General features: G+C 57.4%; 14 protein-coding genes. 13 read left to right on the forward strand and 1 reads right to left on the reverse strand.

The window, feature by feature from the left end; all coding sequences use genetic code 11:
- Positions 1-167 precede the first annotated feature (167 nt).
- The 13 genes from sdhC (at position 168) to rluB (ending at position 15,400) form a co-directional block, all read left to right on the forward strand.
- A complete protein-coding gene (gene sdhC / locus MSNKSG1_RS05130; RefSeq protein WP_008938181.1) occupies positions 168-542 on the forward strand; it encodes a succinate dehydrogenase, cytochrome b556 subunit in 375 nt (124 codons plus the stop codon).
- Complete coding sequence (gene sdhD, locus MSNKSG1_RS05135; protein WP_008938182.1) at positions 536-880, forward strand: succinate dehydrogenase, hydrophobic membrane anchor protein; 345 nt, start codon at positions 536-538, stop codon at positions 878-880. Before sdhC ends, sdhD begins: the two co-directional genes overlap by 7 nt.
- Positions 881-883: 3 nt before the next feature.
- On the forward strand, positions 884-2,656 hold the full coding sequence (gene sdhA / locus MSNKSG1_RS05140) for a succinate dehydrogenase flavoprotein subunit (RefSeq protein ID WP_008938183.1): 1,773 nt from the start codon (positions 884-886) through the stop codon (positions 2,654-2,656).
- Between the two features lie 15 nt (positions 2,657-2,671).
- On the forward strand, positions 2,672-3,376 hold the full coding sequence (locus MSNKSG1_RS05145; RefSeq protein WP_008938184.1) for a succinate dehydrogenase iron-sulfur subunit: 705 nt from the start codon (positions 2,672-2,674) through the stop codon (positions 3,374-3,376).
- 309 nt (positions 3,377-3,685) lie between these two features.
- Positions 3,686-6,523, forward strand: a complete 2,838-nt coding sequence (locus tag MSNKSG1_RS05150) for a 2-oxoglutarate dehydrogenase E1 component (RefSeq protein ID WP_008938185.1) — start codon at positions 3,686-3,688, stop codon at positions 6,521-6,523.
- A 25-nt stretch (positions 6,524-6,548) separates the two neighbouring features.
- Positions 6,549-7,769 (forward strand): 2-oxoglutarate dehydrogenase complex dihydrolipoyllysine-residue succinyltransferase, encoded by a 1,221-nt coding sequence (gene odhB, locus MSNKSG1_RS05155; RefSeq protein WP_008938186.1) that lies wholly within the window; start codon positions 6,549-6,551, stop codon positions 7,767-7,769.
- A gap of 35 nt (positions 7,770-7,804) precedes the next feature.
- Entirely contained in the window at positions 7,805-9,247 is a 1,443-nt protein-coding gene (lpdA, locus tag MSNKSG1_RS05160; protein WP_008938187.1) for a dihydrolipoyl dehydrogenase, read from the forward strand.
- Between the two features lie 199 nt (positions 9,248-9,446).
- Positions 9,447-10,613 carry an ADP-forming succinate--CoA ligase subunit beta gene (gene sucC, locus MSNKSG1_RS05165; protein ID WP_008938188.1) on the forward strand — a complete coding sequence of 389 codons (1,167 nt, stop codon included), beginning with the start codon at positions 9,447-9,449 and terminating at the stop codon, positions 10,611-10,613.
- Positions 10,613-11,485, forward strand: a complete 873-nt coding sequence (gene sucD / locus MSNKSG1_RS05170; RefSeq protein ID WP_008938189.1) for a succinate--CoA ligase subunit alpha — start codon at positions 10,613-10,615, stop codon at positions 11,483-11,485. Before sucC ends, sucD begins: the two co-directional genes overlap by 1 nt.
- A gap of 154 nt (positions 11,486-11,639) precedes the next feature.
- Positions 11,640-12,854 carry a tryptophan--tRNA ligase gene (locus MSNKSG1_RS05175; protein WP_083870969.1) on the forward strand — a complete coding sequence of 405 codons (1,215 nt, stop codon included), beginning with the start codon at positions 11,640-11,642 and terminating at the stop codon, positions 12,852-12,854.
- Between the two features lie 45 nt (positions 12,855-12,899).
- On the forward strand, positions 12,900-13,730 hold the full coding sequence (locus MSNKSG1_RS05180; RefSeq protein ID WP_008938191.1) for a segregation and condensation protein A: 831 nt from the start codon (positions 12,900-12,902) through the stop codon (positions 13,728-13,730).
- A 44-nt stretch (positions 13,731-13,774) separates the two neighbouring features.
- Entirely contained in the window at positions 13,775-14,398 is a 624-nt protein-coding gene (scpB, locus tag MSNKSG1_RS05185) for an SMC-Scp complex subunit ScpB (RefSeq protein ID WP_008938192.1), read from the forward strand.
- 39 nt (positions 14,399-14,437) lie between these two features.
- Positions 14,438-15,400 carry a 23S rRNA pseudouridine(2605) synthase RluB gene (gene rluB / locus MSNKSG1_RS05190; RefSeq protein ID WP_008938193.1) on the forward strand — a complete coding sequence of 321 codons (963 nt, stop codon included), beginning with the start codon at positions 14,438-14,440 and terminating at the stop codon, positions 15,398-15,400.
- Here the strand turns inward: rluB and MSNKSG1_RS05195 are convergent.
- The gene (locus tag MSNKSG1_RS05195; RefSeq protein ID WP_008938194.1) at positions 15,394-16,329 is read right to left on the reverse strand and encodes a GGDEF domain-containing protein; all 936 of its coding nucleotides are present in this window, start codon (positions 16,327-16,329) and stop codon (positions 15,394-15,396) included. The genes rluB and MSNKSG1_RS05195 overlap by 7 nt on opposite strands.
- Positions 16,330-16,620 lie beyond the last annotated feature (291 nt).

Genomic DNA, 16,620 nt, shown 5'->3' on the forward strand with positions numbered 1-16,620 from the left:
CGGGGATGAAAGTGCCTGTAAGCTTCTGCCTAGCAAGCTACCTGGCTGTCATCCGCCCTCCTGAACCAATCGGTTATCGGTACCGTATCGATATTCCGATCCTAACATACCAACGTCCGCCGTCGGCTCGCCGGCTCAGCGGAACCAAGAGAGAGTGTGAGAGCGCTGTGAATAGCAAACGACCAGTAAATCTCGATCTCGGCAAGTTTCATTTTCCACTGCCAGCCATCACGTCCATATTGCACCGTATCAGCGGCATTATCATTTTTGTCGGCGTTGCGTTTCTGTTGTATGGGCTGCAGCTTTCCCTGTCCGGGGAAGAAGGGTTCAGTCGGGTAAGTGAACTGCTGGACAGCTTCCTTGCCAAGCTGATTATCTGGGGCATCCTGTCTGCTCTGCTGTACCACCTGGTTGCAGGTATCAAGCACCTGTTCATGGATATGGGCATCGGTGAAGAGCTTGAGAGTGGTCGCCTCGCCGCGAAGATCACGATCGTGGTTTCCGTCATTCTTATCGTTCTCGCAGGAGTCTGGGTATGGTAAACAGCGTCACGAACCTGGGTCGCAGTGGTGTCTTCGACTGGATGATCCAGCGGGTAACAGCCTACGTACTCGCCCTCTACACCTTGTTCATGTTCGGATTTCTGCTGACAACCGATGTCAGTTACGCGAGCTGGTCCGGGCTTTTCGACCAGACCTGGTTCCGGATCTTTACACTCCTGGCGTTGCTCTCGATTGGCGGTCATGCCTGGGTCGGCCTCTGGACGATCACCACCGACTACATCAAACCCATGGGAGCGCGTTTCATTGTGCAGGCGCTGTGCGGCCTGACAATGTTTGTGTACCTGGTGTGGGGCATTCAGATTCTTTGGGGGCTTTAATAGATGGCTAACATCAAAACCATGTCTTACGACGCGATTGTTATCGGTGGTGGCGGTGCCGGTATGCGAGCCGCCCTGCAGCTGACCGAATCCGGTATCAATACCGCGTGTATCACGAAAGTATTTCCGACCCGGTCTCACACGGTTTCTGCCCAGGGTGGTATTACCTGCGCGATCGCCAGTGCTGACCCGAATGACGACTGGCGCTGGCACATGTATGACACCGTGAAGGGGTCTGACTACATTGGCGATCAGGATGCCATTGAATACATGTGTTCCGTCGGCCCTCAGGCGGTTTTCGAACTCGAGCACATGGGGCTTCCGTTCTCTCGTACCGAGCAGGGGCGAATCTATCAGCGTCCGTTCGGTGGTCAGTCCAAGGACTATGGCAAAGGTGGCCAGGCTGCCCGGACATGCGCCGCGGCCGACCGGACCGGTCATGCCCTGCTGCACACCCTGTACCAGGCTAACCTGAAAGGCGGTACAACGTTCCTGAACGAATGGTACGCCGTGGATCTGGTCAAGAACGCCAAGGACGAGGTCGTTGGTGTTGTTGCGATCGAAATCGAGAGCGGCGAAGTCTGCTATATCAAATCGAAGGCTACTGTCCTCGCAACCGGCGGTGCTGGTCGGATCTATGCCTCTACCACCAATGCGATGATCAACACCGGCGACGGTATCGGTATGGCATTGCGTGCCGGATTCCCGGTTCAGGATATGGAGATGTGGCAGTTCCATCCGACCGGTATCCATGGTGCCGGTACTCTGGTAACCGAAGGTTGTCGGGGTGAGGGTGGCTACCTGATCAACTCCGAGGGTGAACGCTTCATGGAGCGCTACGCTCCGAACGCCAAGGATCTGGCAGGCCGCGACGTGGTTGCACGGTCCATGGTGATGGAGATTCTGGAAGGTCGCGGCTGTGGTCCGGAAAAGGATCACGTGCTGCTGAAGCTGGATCACCTTGGCGAAGAGACCCTGAACCTGCGTCTGCCGGGTATCTGTGAGCTGTCCCGCACCTTCGCTCATGTCGATCCGGTCAAAGAGCCAATCCCGGTTGTTCCGACCTGTCATTACATGATGGGCGGCATTCCGACGAACGTTGGTGGCCAGGCTCTTACCCAGGATGAAGACGGCAAGGACAAGCCCATTCCGGGTCTGTTTGCCTGTGGCGAGGCAGCCTGCGTATCGGTGCACGGCGCCAACCGTCTTGGCGGTAACTCGCTTCTGGATCTCGTGGTCTTTGGTCGTGCGGCTGGTCTGCACATTGAGGAGCAGCTGCGGGGTGGGTTCGAAGTTGATGGCGCGAGCGAAGAAGACATCAAGCGTGCCATGGCTCGTCTGGACCGGCTGAACAGTGCTTCCGAAGGTGAGGACGTTGCCCAGGTTCGCAAGGACCTCCAGAACTGCATGCAGCTGTACTTCGGTGTATTCCGTGACGGCGAGAGCATGGAGAAAGGTCTCAAGCTGCTGGAGGAAATCGGTGAGCGGGTGAAGAAGACCCGTTTGGCGGACACCAGCGATGCCTTCAATACCGCGCGGATCGAAGCTCTCGAGTTGGACAACCTGTTCGAGGTTGCGTACGCGACTGCGAAATCGGCAACCGAACGTAAAGAAAGTCGTGGTGCTCACGCACGCAACGACTTTACCGAGCGTGATGACGAGAACTGGCTCAAGCACTCCGTTTACTTCCCGCTGGACAAGCGTGTTGGCAAGCGTGACGTGAACTTTGCGCCGAAGACCGTTCCGACGTTCGAACCGAAGATCCGGACTTATTAAGGGGGGATCAAGACAATGTTGGTAAGCCTTTACCGTTACAACCCGGAAACTGACAACGCCCCTTATATGCAGGACGTTGAGATCGAGATTCCCGCAGGCAAGGACCTGATGGTTCTGGATGTCCTTAACCTGGTGAAGGAAAAGGACCCGTCCATGAGCTATCGCCGGTCCTGCAGGGAAGGCGTTTGCGGATCTGACGGCATGAATATGAACGGCAAGAACGGCCTGGCGTGTATTACGCCCGTGTCCGATGTCGTCAAGAACGGTAAGCTGGTGTTGCGCCCGCTTCCCGGTCTGCCGGTCATTCGCGACCTGGTGGTGGACATGAGTCTTTTCTACAAGCAGTACGAAAAGGTTATGCCGTACCTCGTCAATGACAAGCCGGCCCCTGCCATTGAGCGTCTGCAGTCTCCGGAAGACCGGGAGAAGCTGGACGGGCTGTACGAGTGTATTCTCTGTGCCTGCTGTTCCACTTCCTGTCCGTCTTTCTGGTGGAATCCGGACAAGTTTATCGGCCCGGCGGGCCTGTTGCAGGCCTACCGTTTCCTGGCAGACAGCCGGGATACCGCCCAGGCTGAGCGCCTCGCGAACCTCGATGATCCGTTCAGTGTATTCCGCTGTCGGGGCATCATGAACTGTGTCAGTGTCTGCCCGAAGGGCCTGAACCCCACAAGGGCAATCGGCCACATTCGGAATCTTCTGCTGCAACGGGCTACTTAAGCAGCAGACTTCTCAGTAGACGCTATACTGTTCTGACCAGGTTAGCACCCCGAAGGCCCTGCAACACGCAGGGCCTTCAACCAAAGGCTTATAGTCAAAGGTCTTATCCGGGTGCACACTACGCATGCCGTTACGATAACTTATCAGGTTTTCCAGCGGCGTTGCCGAGTATAAAAACCACTGGGGATTGGAAAACATCCATGTCGCGTGTGGTGGTCAAAGTCATGCCGTAATATCCCGTATTGACTGAGAATTACCCCTGACCGACCATACCGGCTCCCCGCACCAGCCCAAGGTGAGCTATTCAAGATGCACGAAAGCATAATGGAGCAGTTGTGGCAGACCTCCCATCTTCAGGGAGGAAACCTTGCCTACGTTGAACAGCTTTTTGAGACCTACCTGACAGACCCCAATGCCGTTCCAGAAGAATGGCGAAGCTACTTCGATAAGCTTCCCAGCGTCGATGGCTATAAAGGCCGGGACGTCGTTCATTCTTCCATTCGTGAACAGTTCGAGCACATTTCCCGCAATCAGCGCTTCCTCGCCAGCAGTGGCGTTCCCGCCAGCGCGACCTCCGATGCGGACAAGAAGCAGATCCGTGTTCTGCAGCTCATAAACGCCTTTCGCTTTCGTGGCCATCAGGAGGCCAAGCTTGATCCGCTGGGTGTCTGGCAACGCACCCCGGTCGAGGATCTGGATCCGAAGTTCCATGAGCTGAGTGACTCCGATCTGGATCTGGAGTTCCAGGTAGGCTCGCTGAATTTCGGCGCGGAATCCATGAAGCTGTCTGATATCGTGGACGGCCTGCGCCGGACTTACTGCGAGAGCATCGGCGCTGAATACATGCATGTGGTTGATACCCGCATCAAGCGTTGGTTCCAGCAGCGTATGGAGCCGGTTCGCTCCCGTCCCGAGTACGAAACCAAGACGCGCAAGCATATTCTCGAGCGTCTGACCGCTGCAGAGGGGCTGGAAAAATATCTGGGTTCCCGCTATCCCGGTGTCAAACGGTTCGGGCTGGAGGGTGCAGAGAGCCTGATTCCGTGTCTGGACGAACTTATTCAGCGGGCAGGCTCATACGGTGCCAAGGAAATCGTTCTGGGTATGGCCCACCGTGGTCGCCTGAACGTCCTCGTAAACACCCTCGGCAAGAATCCGAAGGAGCTCTTTGACGAATTCGAGGGCAAGAAACTCGCGGATTCCGGCTCCGGTGACGTCAAATACCACCAGGGGTTCTCGTCGAACATTATGACGGCCGGTGGCGAGATTCACCTGGCAATGGCTTTCAACCCGTCCCATCTGGAAATTGTCTCTCCCGTGGTGGAGGGGTCGGTACGGGCACGCCAGACCCGTCGTGGCGATATGGACGGCACCCAGGTTGTGCCGATTGTCATGCACGGTGATGCGGCGTTTGCCGGGCAGGGCGTCGTCATGGAAACGTTCCAGATGTCGCAGACTCGTGGTTTCGGTGTTGGTGGAACGATCCATATCGTGATCAACAACCAGGTTGGCTTTACCACCAGCAAACAGGAAGATGCCCGCTCCACCGAGTACTGCACCGATGTCGCCAAAATGGTCCAGGCGCCGATCCTTCACGTGAACGCGGACGATCCCGAAGCAGTCATCTTTGCCACGCAGATGGCGATGGATTATCGCAACGAATTCAAGCGCGATGTCGTGATTGATCTGGTCTGCTACCGTCGCCGCGGCCACAATGAAGCCGACGAGCCGGCTGCCACGCAGCCGATGATGTACGAAAAGATTCGCAAGCTGAAAACGACCCGGGGCCTTTACGCCGAGCAGCTCGTGGCTGCGGGTGTCATTGCCGAGGATGAAGCAAAGCAGATCGAAACCGAGTATCGCGATGCCCTGGACAAGGGCGAGCACGTGGTCAAGTCGCTGGTTAAAGAGCCCAACAAGGAGCTCTACGTGGACTGGACGCCGTACCTTGGCCACGAGTGGACGGCCAAGTGCAAGACCAGTGTCAACCTGAAGACAGTCCAGAAGCTCGGTAAGCAGCTGACATCGGTACCGGAAGGTTTCAGTATCCAGCGTCAGGTTTCCAAGATCATCAATGATCGGGAAAAGATGACGGCTGGCGCACTGGCCCTGAACTGGGGCTACGGCGAAATGATGGCCTATGCCACACTGATCAACGAGGGCCATCCGATCCGGATTACCGGCCAGGATGTCGGTCGGGGTACGTTCTCTCACCGGCACGCGGTCCTGCACAACCAGAAAGACGGATCGACGCATACCTCCCTGCAGCACATCGCGGATGATCAGCCGAGTTTCGAGATTTATGACTCGCTGCTCTCCGAAGAAGCTGTAATGGCATTTGAGTACGGCTATTCAACGACCACACCCGACGCTCTGATCGTCTGGGAGGCGCAGTTTGGTGACTTCGCCAACGGCGCTCAGGTCGTCATCGACCAGTTCCTGACCAGTGGCGAACACAAGTGGGGCCGGCTTTGCGGTCTGACGCTTCTGTTGCCGCATGGCTATGAAGGCCAGGGCCCGGAACACAGTTCCGCCCGACTCGAGCGGTTCCTGCAGCTCTGTGCCGAGCACAATATCCAGGTGTGTGTGCCGACGACTCCGTCCCAGGTATTCCATATGCTTCGGCGGCAGGTAAAGCGGCCGCTCCGTAAGCCTCTGGTTGCCATCACGCCCAAGAGTCTGCTCCGTCACAAGGAAGCGATTTCGGGGCTGGATGATTTGACGTCCGGTACCTTCCAGACTGTGCTGCCAGAGAAGGAGCCTTCCGATCCGAAGAAGGTGACCCGCCTGATTATGTGCAGCGGCAAGGTCTACTATGATCTGCTGGAGAAGAAAAAGGCGGATGAGCGAGACGATACTGCCATTGTGCGTATTGAACAGCTGTATCCGTTCCCCGGAGACGATCTGGACGAACTACTGGGGCAGTACACCAAGCTGAAGAACGTGGTGTGGTGCCAGGAAGAGCCGATGAACCAGGGTGCCTGGTACTGCAGTCAGCACCATATGCGTAATGCGCTGCAGCGCCTGGATCCCAAGCTGTACCTTCAGTATGCCGGTCGTGATGCTTCTGCTGCTCCTGCTTGTGGGCACATGTCAGTGCACATTGAAGAGCAGAAGAAACTGGTCAACGACGCGTTTGAAATCTGACGAGCTACCGAACTAAGGATTTGTAATGTCAACTGAGATTAAAGCACCCGTTTTCCCAGAGTCGGTCGCAGAGGGTACCGTCGCGACCTGGCACAAACAGCCGGGCGAGGCCTGTTCACGTGACGAACTGATTGTCGATATCGAAACCGACAAGGTGGTTCTGGAAGTCGTGGCGCCAGCAGATGGTGTGATCGAGGAAATCGTCAAGGGTGAAGGCGACACCGTCGAAAGTGGCGAAGTGATCGGCAAATTCAAGGAAGGTGCCGCAGGCGAATCCAAGCCCGCCGACAATAAGTCCGGGGAAAAAGAAGAGGCTCCGAAACAGGAAGAGGCTTCGCAAGCCAGCTCCGGCGAAGCCATTCTGAGCCCGGCCGCTCGCAAGCTGGCTGAGGAGAACAACGTTGATCCGAACGCTGTAAAAGGCACTGGCAAGGACGGTCGGGTAACCAAGGAAGACGTTCAGAGCTACGTCGATGGTAAAAAGAGCGCTGCGCCGGCCAAGCCCGCTGCGACCGAGATGCCGGAAGTGAATGTTGCCCAGGGTGAGCGTCCCGAGAAGCGGGTTCCGATGACCCGTTTGCGCGCGAGCATTGCGAAGCGTCTGGTGGAGGCACAGCAGACCGCAGCCATGCTGACAACCTTCAATGAAGTGAACATGAAGCCGATTATGGACCTGCGGAAGCAGTACCAGGAAAGCTTCGTGAAGCGTCATGGTATCAAGCTGGGCTTCATGTCCTTCTTCACCAAGGCGGCGACGGAAGCGCTCAAGCGTTTCCCGGCCGTTAACGCCTCCATCGACGGCAACGATATGGTGTATCACGGCTACCAGGACATTGGTGTGGCTGTCTCCACCGATCGCGGACTCGTGGTTCCAGTGCTTCGGGATTCCGACGCCATGGGCCTGGCCGACATCGAGAAGAAGATTGTCGAATACGGTACCAAGGCCAAAGAAGGCAAGCTCGGTATTGATGAAATGACCGGGGGCACCTTCACGATTACCAACGGTGGGATTTTCGGTTCACTGATCTCCACGCCGATCCTGAATCCGCCGCAGACTGCAATTCTGGGCATGCACAAGATTCAGGAGCGCCCGATGGCGGTCAACGGTCAGGTCGAGATCCTGCCGATGATGTACCTGGCGCTGTCATACGATCACCGTATGATCGACGGTAAGGAAGCGGTGCAGTTCCTGGTTGCGATCAAGGAAATGCTGGAAGACCCGGCACGTATTCTGCTGGACGTGTGAACTGACCCTTAACGAATCAGAAAACGGGATAAATTATGTCTGACAAGTACGACGTCATTGTCATTGGTGCTGGCCCGGGCGGCTACGTGGCAGCCATCAAGGCGGCCCAGCTCGGCCTCAAGACCGCCTGTGTTGAGTCCTGGACGTCCACAGATGGAAAGAGCCAGGTGCTCGGTGGTACCTGCCTGAACGTGGGTTGTATTCCGTCCAAGGCGCTGTTGGAGATTTCTCACAAGTATGAGGAAGCCAACCACGACTACGAGACCATGGGGATCGTCGCCAAGGATGTCCAGATGGACATCGCGAAGATGATGGAGCGCAAGTCCGGAATCGTTCAGCAGTTGACCGGCGGTATTGCCGGGCTGTTCAAGTCCAACGGCGTCACACCCATCCACGGTCACGGCAAGTTGCTGGCAGGTCGCAAGGTCGAAGTGACCGACAAGGATGGCAAGACCAAGACTTACGAAGCGGACAACGTGATCCTCGCGACTGGCTCCAAGCCGATCGAGATTCCTCCCGCTCCGTTTGATGGCGAGCACATCGTCGATTCCGAGGGCGCATTGGAGTTCACCGAAGTGCCCAAGCGTCTGGGTGTCATCGGGGCAGGCGTCATTGGTCTCGAACTCGGCAGCGTCTGGGCGCGCCTGGGTTCAGAAGTGACTGTGCTGGAAGCGCAGGAAACCTTCCTGCCGGCAGTGGACCAGCAGGTTGCCAAGGATGCCCTGAAACAGTTCAAGAAGCAGGGCCTGGACATTGTCATGGGCGCACGTATGACCAACGCGGAAGTGAAGCGCAAGCTGGTCAATGTGAGCTATGAGGATTCCAAGGGCAAACAGGAAGCGAAGTTCGACAAGCTGATTGTCGCGGTCGGTCGCCGGCCGTACACCGACAACCTCCTGGCCGAGGATGCCGGCGTCCAGATGGACGAGCGTGGCTTCATCTTCGTGGATGACAACTGCAAAACCGAGGCCCCGGGCGTTTGGGCCATTGGGGATGTTGTTCGGGGTCCGATGCTCGCGCACAAGGCGTCCGAAGAGGGGGTCATGGTTGCCGAGCGCATTGCCGGTCACAAGCCGCAGGTCAACTATGACTGCATTCCGAACGTGATCTACACCGCGCCGGAAGTGGCCTGGGTCGGCAAAACCGAGGAGCAACTGAAGGCCGAAGGCGAAGAATACAACGTCGGGGTCTTCCCGTTTGCAGCGAATGGTCGCGCGATGGCTGCCAATGCTGCCAGTGGCATGGTCAAGATCATTGCTGACGCCAAGACTGACCGGATCCTCGGTTTCCACGTGGTTGGTCCTGCCGCCTCCGAAATCGTTGCACAGGGCGTGATCGCCATGGAGTTTGGCTCCAGCGCCGAAGATCTGGCCCTGACCTGTTTTGCGCACCCGACTCTGTCCGAGTCTGTGCACGAGGCAGCACTGGCCGTAGCGGGCGGGGCGATTCACGTCGCCAACCGTCGCAAGAAGAAGTAACGCAAGTCAGGAAAACGGGGGCGCCTGGATCGGCGCCCCGCTGCCATCTGAAAGGCACGTTTCCGGCTGCGCACCGGGCGGGTTGAGGTGATCCCCGGCCCGCCGAGCGGAATTCGCAACAGCAGCTCCGTCTTGCGGAGCTTGCGCGGGTTCAATTTCCGTACGTGGTTATCCTCCATCAATAAGCGGGACATTAACTATGAATTTGCATGAATATCAGGGCAAGCAGCTGTTCGCCGAGTACGGCCTGCCCGTATCCAAGGGCATTGCCTGCGATACTCCCAAGGAAGCCGTAGCAGCGGCAGATGAAATCGGCGGTGACGGCTGGGTAGTCAAGGCCCAGGTTCACGCCGGTGGCCGTGGTAAGGCCGGCGGTGTAAAGCTGGTCAAGAGCAAAGACGAGATCCGTGAGTTTGCGGAGAAGTGGCTGGGTCAGAACCTGGTGACCTACCAGACTGACGAGAATGGCCAGCCGGTCAGCAAGATTCTGGTGGAATCCCTGACCGATATCGCTGAAGAGCTTTATCTCGGCGCGGTTGTTGACCGCGGTACCCGTCGCATCGTCTTCATGGCGTCCACCGAAGGTGGCGTTGAGATTGAGAAGGTGGCTGAGGAGACTCCGGAAAAGATCCTGAAGGCCGAAATCGATCCGCTGGTTGGCGCTCAGCCATACCAGGGCCGCGAGCTGGCATTCAAGCTGGGTCTGGAAGGCAAGCAGATTGGTCAGTTCACCAAGATCTTCCTGGGCCTTGCCAAGCTGTTTGAAGATGCCGACCTGGCACTGGTAGAGATCAACCCGCTGGTAATCACTCCGGCCGGCGATCTTCACTGCCTGGACGCCAAGGTAGGGGTTGATGGCAACGCGCTGTACCGCCAGAAGAAAATCCACGAGATGCACGATCCTTCCCAGGAAGATGCCCGCGAAGCGGAAGCAGCCAAGTGGGAGCTCAACTACGTGGCGCTCGAAGGCAACATCGGCTGCATGGTCAACGGTGCTGGCCTGGCCATGGGCACCATGGACATTATCAAGCTGTCCGGCGGCCAGCCTGCCAACTTCCTGGACGTTGGCGGCGGTGCCACCAAAGAGCGCGTTTCCGAAGCGTTCAAGATCATTCTGTCTGACTCCAACGTCAAGGCCGTTCTGGTCAACATCTTCGGTGGTATCGTTCGTTGCGACATGATCGCAGAGGGCATCATCGGTGCGGTGAAGGAAGTGGGTGTGAAAGTTCCTGTGGTTGTTCGCCTTGAAGGCAACAACGCCGAAAAGGGTACCCAGGTACTCGCCGACAGCGGCCTGAACATCATTGCCGCCACCAGTCTGTCAAATGCGGCAGAGCAAGTTGTTAAAGCCGCAGGGGGTAAATAATGAGCATCCTGATTAACAAAGACACCAAGGTTATCTGTCAGGGCTTTACCGGTTCGCAGGGTACCTTCCACTCCGAACAGGCGATTGCCTACGGCACCAAGATGGTTGGTGGTGTAAGCCCCGGTAAGGGCGGCACCGAGCACCTGGGCCTGCCGGTTTTCAATACCGTCCGTGACGCCGTAGAGGCGACCGGTGCCGAAGCGACCGTTATCTATGTTCCGGCTCCGTTCTGTAAGGACGCGATCATCGAGGCGGCCGACGCGGGCATCCAGCTGATCGTCTGCATCACCGAGGGCATCCCGACCATCGATATGCTGTACGCCAAAGAATACGTTGATCGTAAAGGCGTTCGCATGATCGGCCCGAACTGCCCGGGTGTGATCACTCCGGACGAGTGCAAGATCGGCATCATGCCAGGCCATATCCACAAGAAGGGCAAGGTCGGTATCGTATCCCGTTCCGGTACCCTGACCTACGAAGCGGTCAAGCAGACGACTGATTTCGGCTACGGTCAGTCCACGTGTGTTGGTATTGGTGGTGACCCGATTCCGGGCTCGAACTTCATCGATATCCTGAAGCTCCTTCAGGAAGACCCGGAAACCGAGGCGATCGTCATGATCGGTGAGATCGGTGGTACCGCTGAGGAAGAGGCGGCTGCGTTCATCAAGGAGAACGTGACCAAGCCGGTGGTATCCTACATCGCGGGTGTGACTGCGCCTCCTGGCAAACGTATGGGTCACGCCGGTGCGATCATCTCCGGCGGTAAGGGCACTGCGGATGAAAAATTCGCGGCCCTGAACGATGCCGGTGTCAAAACCGTGCGCAGCCTGGCCGATATTGGCAAGGCGCTCAAGGAAGTGACTGGCTGGTAAGCCTTCCTTTCTGACAAAAACCCCCGACACCGGCCGGTGTGCGGGGGTTTTTGTTTTTTGGCCTGTGTCCTTAACGGCGGAGGGCTATCAGACTATAATGCCCGGTCAGCCGATTTTTCTCGGCCTATCGCTAGAAACATAAGGAGTTCGTGCTTTGAGTTCTGTAGATTCCCAGCAAAGGGTTTTGTCGGGCATGCGTCCGACCGGAAAGCTTCACCTTGGTCACTACCATGGTGTGCTGAAAAACTGGGTAAAGCTCCAGCACGAGTTCGAGTGCTTCTTCTTTATAGCCGACTGGCATGCTCTGACGACCCAGTATGACGACCCTTCCGGCATCGAACAGAGCGTCTGGGATATGGTGATCGACTGGCTGGCCGCCGGTGTCAATCCCGGATCCTCCACGATGTTTATCCAGTCCCAGGTACCTGAGCACGCCGAACTCCATTTGCTGCTCTCCATGATTACGCCACTGGGCTGGCTGGAGCGCATTCCAACTTACAAGGACCAGCAGGAAAAACTGCGGGAAAAGGATCTGGCAACCTATGGATTCCTCGGTTATCCACTGCTGCAGACCGCGGATATTCTGATGTACCGGGCCGGTAAGGTGCCTGTTGGCGCGGATCAGGTTTCGCATGTGGAAATCACGCGGGAAATCGCCCGTCGGTTCAATCACATCTATGGTCGCGAACCCGGCTTTGAAGAGCAGGCTGAAGGTGCGATCGTGAAGATGGGCAAGAAAAACGCGAAGCTCTATCGGACACTGAAGAAGCGCTACCAGGAAGAAGGCGACATGGAGGCGCTTGAGACTGCCCGGGCGCTGCTCATGGAGCAGCAGAATATTTCTCTGGGTGACCGCGAACGTCTGTATGGCTATATCGAGGGTGGCGGCAAGGTGATCCTGCCGGAACCGCAGCCGTTGTTGACACCGGAATCCAAAATGCCCGGATTGGACGGACAGAAAATGTCCAAGTCTTACAACAACTACATCGGTTTGCGTGAGGAACCGGATGCGGTTGCCCAGAAAGTTCGGACCATGCAGACGGATCCGCAACGGGTTCGCCGGACCGATCCGGGCGAGCCGGAGAAGTGTCCGGTCTGGGGCCTGCACAAGATCTATTCCGATGCGGATACTCAGGAATGGGTGCAGACCGGCTGCCGGAGCGCTGGCATTGGCTGTCTCGACTGCAAGAAGCCGCTGATCGACGCGATTGTTGAAGAGCAACGGCCTCTGCACGAGCGTGCCCGTGAATATGAAAACAATCCGGATCTGGTGCACTCCATCCTGCAGGAAGGCCGGGAGCACGCCCGGGACGCTGCGCGGGACACTCTTGAGGAAGTGCGCGCTGCGATGGGGCTGAGCTACCGCTGAGCGCGGCAGCTCGCCTGATCTGAAGAAATCATCCGAGGGCAGTGAATGACGGACGAGTCCAATACCACGGCAACGGAGACGCCCCAGGAGGCAGAGGGACAATCGCCGTTGGCTGTGGTTTCAGGCAAGCCGGTGGTCGACCTGCCCAAGGATCTCTATATCCCGCCGGATGCTCTGGCCGTCTTTCTCGAAGCCTTTGAAGGGCCGCTGGATCTTCTGCTGTATCTGATCCGGCGCCAGAACATGAACATTCTGGATATCGACGTCAGCGAAATTACCCGTCAGTACATGGACTACATCGGCGCGGTCGAGGCGATGCGTTTTGAACTGGCTGCCGAGTATCTGGTGATGGCGGCGACACTGGCGGAGATCAAATCCCGAATGCTGTTGCCGCGCCAGGAATCGGAAGACGAGGAGGAAGTGGACCCCCGGGCCGAGCTGATTCGCCGTCTTCAGCAGTATGAGCGATTCAAGCAGGCTGCAGAGGATATCGACGAGATGCCGCGCATGGAGCGGGATACGTTCAGTGCATCCGCGGCGCTGCCCAGATTACCCTCAAGCCAGCCGCACCCGGACGTCGAGATGCGGGAGTTGCTGCTGGCGACGCAGGGGGTCCTGAAACGGGCGGATCTGTTCACCAGTCATCACGTTGAGAGGGAGATTCTCTCAACCCGGGAGCGCATGTCACACATCTTGTCGGTGCTCCAGGATGATCGCTTTGTGACCTTCGAGAGCCTTTTCACCCTGGAAGAGGGCCGCCTGGGTGTCGTGGTCACGTTTCTGGCGACGCTTGAACTGGTCAAGGAACAGCTCATCGAGGTCGTGCAGGGTGACGTGCTCGGACCGATCCATGTCAGAGCGCGTGCTGCACGGTGACGGAGGCTGCTGAGCCTGAATGTACGAGAAACCGGACTCCGATCATGAATGAAGAACATATCCTCAGGATCCAGGCCATCGCAGAGGCAGCCTTGCTGGCGGCAGGCAAACCTCTGTCCCTTGAGCAATTGCGGGAGCTGTTCACCGAAGACGAGCGACCGGCCCGCCAGGTAATGGAGCATGTCCTCGTTCAACTGGAGGCCGCCTGCGAGGGGCGGGGCTTCGAGTTGAAGAAGGTGGCAAGCGGGTATCGGTTGCAGGTCAGGGAAGAGTTTGCGCCCTGGGTTGGACGGCTGTTCGAGGAAAAGCCGCAGCGTTATTCCCGGGCGCTGCTGGAGACGCTGGCTTTGATCGCCTATCGCCAGCCGATCACACGTGGTGAAATCGAGGATATTCGTGGTGTCACGGTAAGCAGCAATATCATTCGCACTCTGCTTGAGCGAGAGTGGGTGCGGGTTGTCGGCCATCGTGACGTACCGGGAAGGCCGGCAATGTATGCGACGACCAAACAGTTTCTGGATTACTTCAATCTGACCGGGCTTGATCAGCTGCCGCCTCTGTCGGAAATTCGCGATCTTGAAGAGATCGGTCGTGAGATTGAAAGGAACATGCAGGGGGAGATCGAGTTTGAGTCCCCCGAAACCTCCAGTCAGGAAACACTTCACTGACGCGTTACCGTTCGCGCAGTTTTTATCAAGGATTCAAAGATGGCGTCAGACCAACCAGGTGCCGGTTCGGCAAATCAGCGAAACAAAGCCGGCCAGGACACACCGGAGCGGATTCAGAAACTGCTTGCCCGGGCAGGCGTCGGTTCCCGCCGGGAAATTGAAGGCTGGATGGAGTCCGGCCGTGTCAGGGTCAACGGCCATGCCGTCAGCCCCGGTGACAAAGCAACCGTCGGCGACCGGTTCGAGCTCGACGGCAAGCGCCTGGATGTCACCGGTGCCGCTGAAACCCTACGGCGGGTGCTGATCTACAACAAGCCCGAAGGTGAGGTGACCAGTCGTAAAGATCCGGAAGGCCGGCCCACCGTTTTTGATCATCTGCCACGTCTGAAGGATCATCGCTGGATTTCTATCGGCCGGCTCGATATCAATACGACCGGGCTGGTGCTCTTCACCACCGATGGTGATTTGGCAAATCGCCTGATGCACCCCTCCAATGAAATCGATCGTGAGTATGCGGTTCGGGTGTTCGGGGAAGTCGATGACGCCATGATCGAGCGGCTCCTGGAAGGGGTTTTGCTGGAGGATGGCATGGCGAAATTCAGCGATATCAGCCCGGCGGGCGGGTCCGGCCTGAACCGGTGGTTTCATGTCACCCTGCTGGAGGGGCGCAACCGGGAAGTGCGTCGTCTTTGGGAGTCCCAGGGCGTGAAAGTGAGCCGGCTCAAGCGTGTTCGCTACGGACCGATCTTTCTTCCAAGCCGGCTGACCATGGGTAAATGGGAGGAGCTGGACCAGAAGGCCGTGGATCTTCTCAGCAAGAGCGTAGGCCTGGACTCCGTGGCTATCCCTGCCAAGACGCCGTCACAGAAGGCTGCTCACGAGCGCCAGCGTAGAAAGGCACCTGCAAGGCCCGGGCAGGCGAAGGGCGCAAAGAAGTGGCAGGTTGATGATGCGCCGTCAGGCAGGGCGAAGCCCAGAGCACCGAAGCGCGGCGGTCACTGACCGCCACCGATTGTGGCTGAAATCCGGGTCTGATTGCGGCCTTCCCGTTTTGCCCGGTACAGAGCCTCGTCAGCCCGGGTCAGCCATTGCTCTGGAGATTCTCCCTGCAAGTGTGTCGACACGCCGCAACTGGCGGTCACGCCGACGCGAATATCGCCACGTTCGAAGATTGTATTGGTGACGGCCTCTCTGAGGCGGTCCGCCACTTCACGCGCTTCGTTACTTGCAGTGTGGGGCAGCAATACCGCGAATTCCTCACCGCCGAACCGGAAAATACTATCGGAAACCCTCAGCGTCCGCTCCATGCTTTCAGCAGTCAATCTCAGAATCTGATCACCGACCAGGTGGCCGTGAACATCATTGACGGACTTGAAGTGGTCGAGGTCCAGCAGAATCAGGGAGTAGGTTTCCTGGTGACGGTCTGACAGGTGGCTGGTCCTGGCCAGCTCCTCGTCCAATGCCCGTTTGTTGGGAATGCCCGTGAGTGAGTCGGTTCGCGCTGTCTGTTCCAGTGCAATGAACTGACAGGCATTCCGGATCGCGCAGATCGCGGCGCCGATCAGCATTTCGATTCCACCCAGCTCTTCCTCGGTAAATCGCTTCCTTCGAAGCAGCGTGAGGGTGCCGAAATGAGCGCCCTCGAGATTCAGTCGGTACTCTGCTCGGTGGGGCCCGCCCAGACCTGTGGAAAACACGAAGTCCTGTTTGGCAATGTGGTTCCGGTATTGCAGCGAATCAAATGGCACCACAGTTGCTGCCTCTTCGGCGAAGACCGTCAGCTGCGTTTCCAGCGAGAGAGTCGTCGACAGCCGACGCGTCAGTCGCGCCAGGATGTCGGGCGACGTGGTCCATTCCTGCCAGGCTTGTTTCAGGGCTGCCAGTTTCTGGGGCTGGTCTGCAGATTTAGAGACAAAGGGCGTGTGTTTCACGTTAAATCGCTCTGTTTACCGAATCGTTATTCAGGTAAAAGCAGATACCGTGCCGGAATTGTTAATAACTTTAAAAACAGATGGATAAGCTTATTAGTTGAAGTCGTTTGGCGGAAAAAATCCGGTTTTATGCAGGTCGTGCCAAAAAACTGGCAGGCGTTTGCCGGGCCAGTTTGTTGGTGAGAGGCAAAATCTCCCGGTCGGGGGATGGGGCAGGCGAAAGCGTGTGATAAACTTCTGCGTTTACGATTGTCTCCATGAAGGAAGTGAGCGTCAGTAGCTATGAGGTTT

The sequence above is a fragment of the Marinobacter santoriniensis NKSG1 genome (assembly GCF_000347775.1).
GTDB classification, from domain to species: Bacteria; Pseudomonadota; Gammaproteobacteria; order Pseudomonadales; family Oleiphilaceae; genus Marinobacter; species Marinobacter santoriniensis.

Bases quoted from the DNA above. Each gene is read 5' to 3' on its own strand.
- sdhD (WP_008938182.1), top strand. From the start codon at position 536: ATGGTAAACAGCGTCACGAACCTGGGTCGCAGTGGTGTCTTCGACTGG.
- sucD (WP_008938189.1), top strand. From the start codon at position 10,613: ATGAGCATCCTGATTAACAAAGACACCAAGGTTATCTGTCAGGGCTTT.
- MSNKSG1_RS05145 (WP_008938184.1), top strand. From the start codon at position 2,672: ATGTTGGTAAGCCTTTACCGTTACAACCCGGAAACTGACAACGCCCCT.
- MSNKSG1_RS05180 (WP_008938191.1), top strand. From the start codon at position 12,900: ATGACGGACGAGTCCAATACCACGGCAACGGAGACGCCCCAGGAGGCA.
- odhB (WP_008938186.1), top strand. From the start codon at position 6,549: ATGTCAACTGAGATTAAAGCACCCGTTTTCCCAGAGTCGGTCGCAGAG.
- sucC (WP_008938188.1), top strand. From the start codon at position 9,447: ATGAATTTGCATGAATATCAGGGCAAGCAGCTGTTCGCCGAGTACGGC.
- rluB (WP_008938193.1), top strand. From the start codon at position 14,438: ATGGCGTCAGACCAACCAGGTGCCGGTTCGGCAAATCAGCGAAACAAA.
- sdhA (WP_008938183.1), top strand. From the start codon at position 884: ATGGCTAACATCAAAACCATGTCTTACGACGCGATTGTTATCGGTGGT.
- scpB (WP_008938192.1), top strand. From the start codon at position 13,775: ATGAATGAAGAACATATCCTCAGGATCCAGGCCATCGCAGAGGCAGCC.
- MSNKSG1_RS05150 (WP_008938185.1), top strand. From the start codon at position 3,686: ATGCACGAAAGCATAATGGAGCAGTTGTGGCAGACCTCCCATCTTCAG.
- lpdA (WP_008938187.1), top strand. From the start codon at position 7,805: ATGTCTGACAAGTACGACGTCATTGTCATTGGTGCTGGCCCGGGCGGC.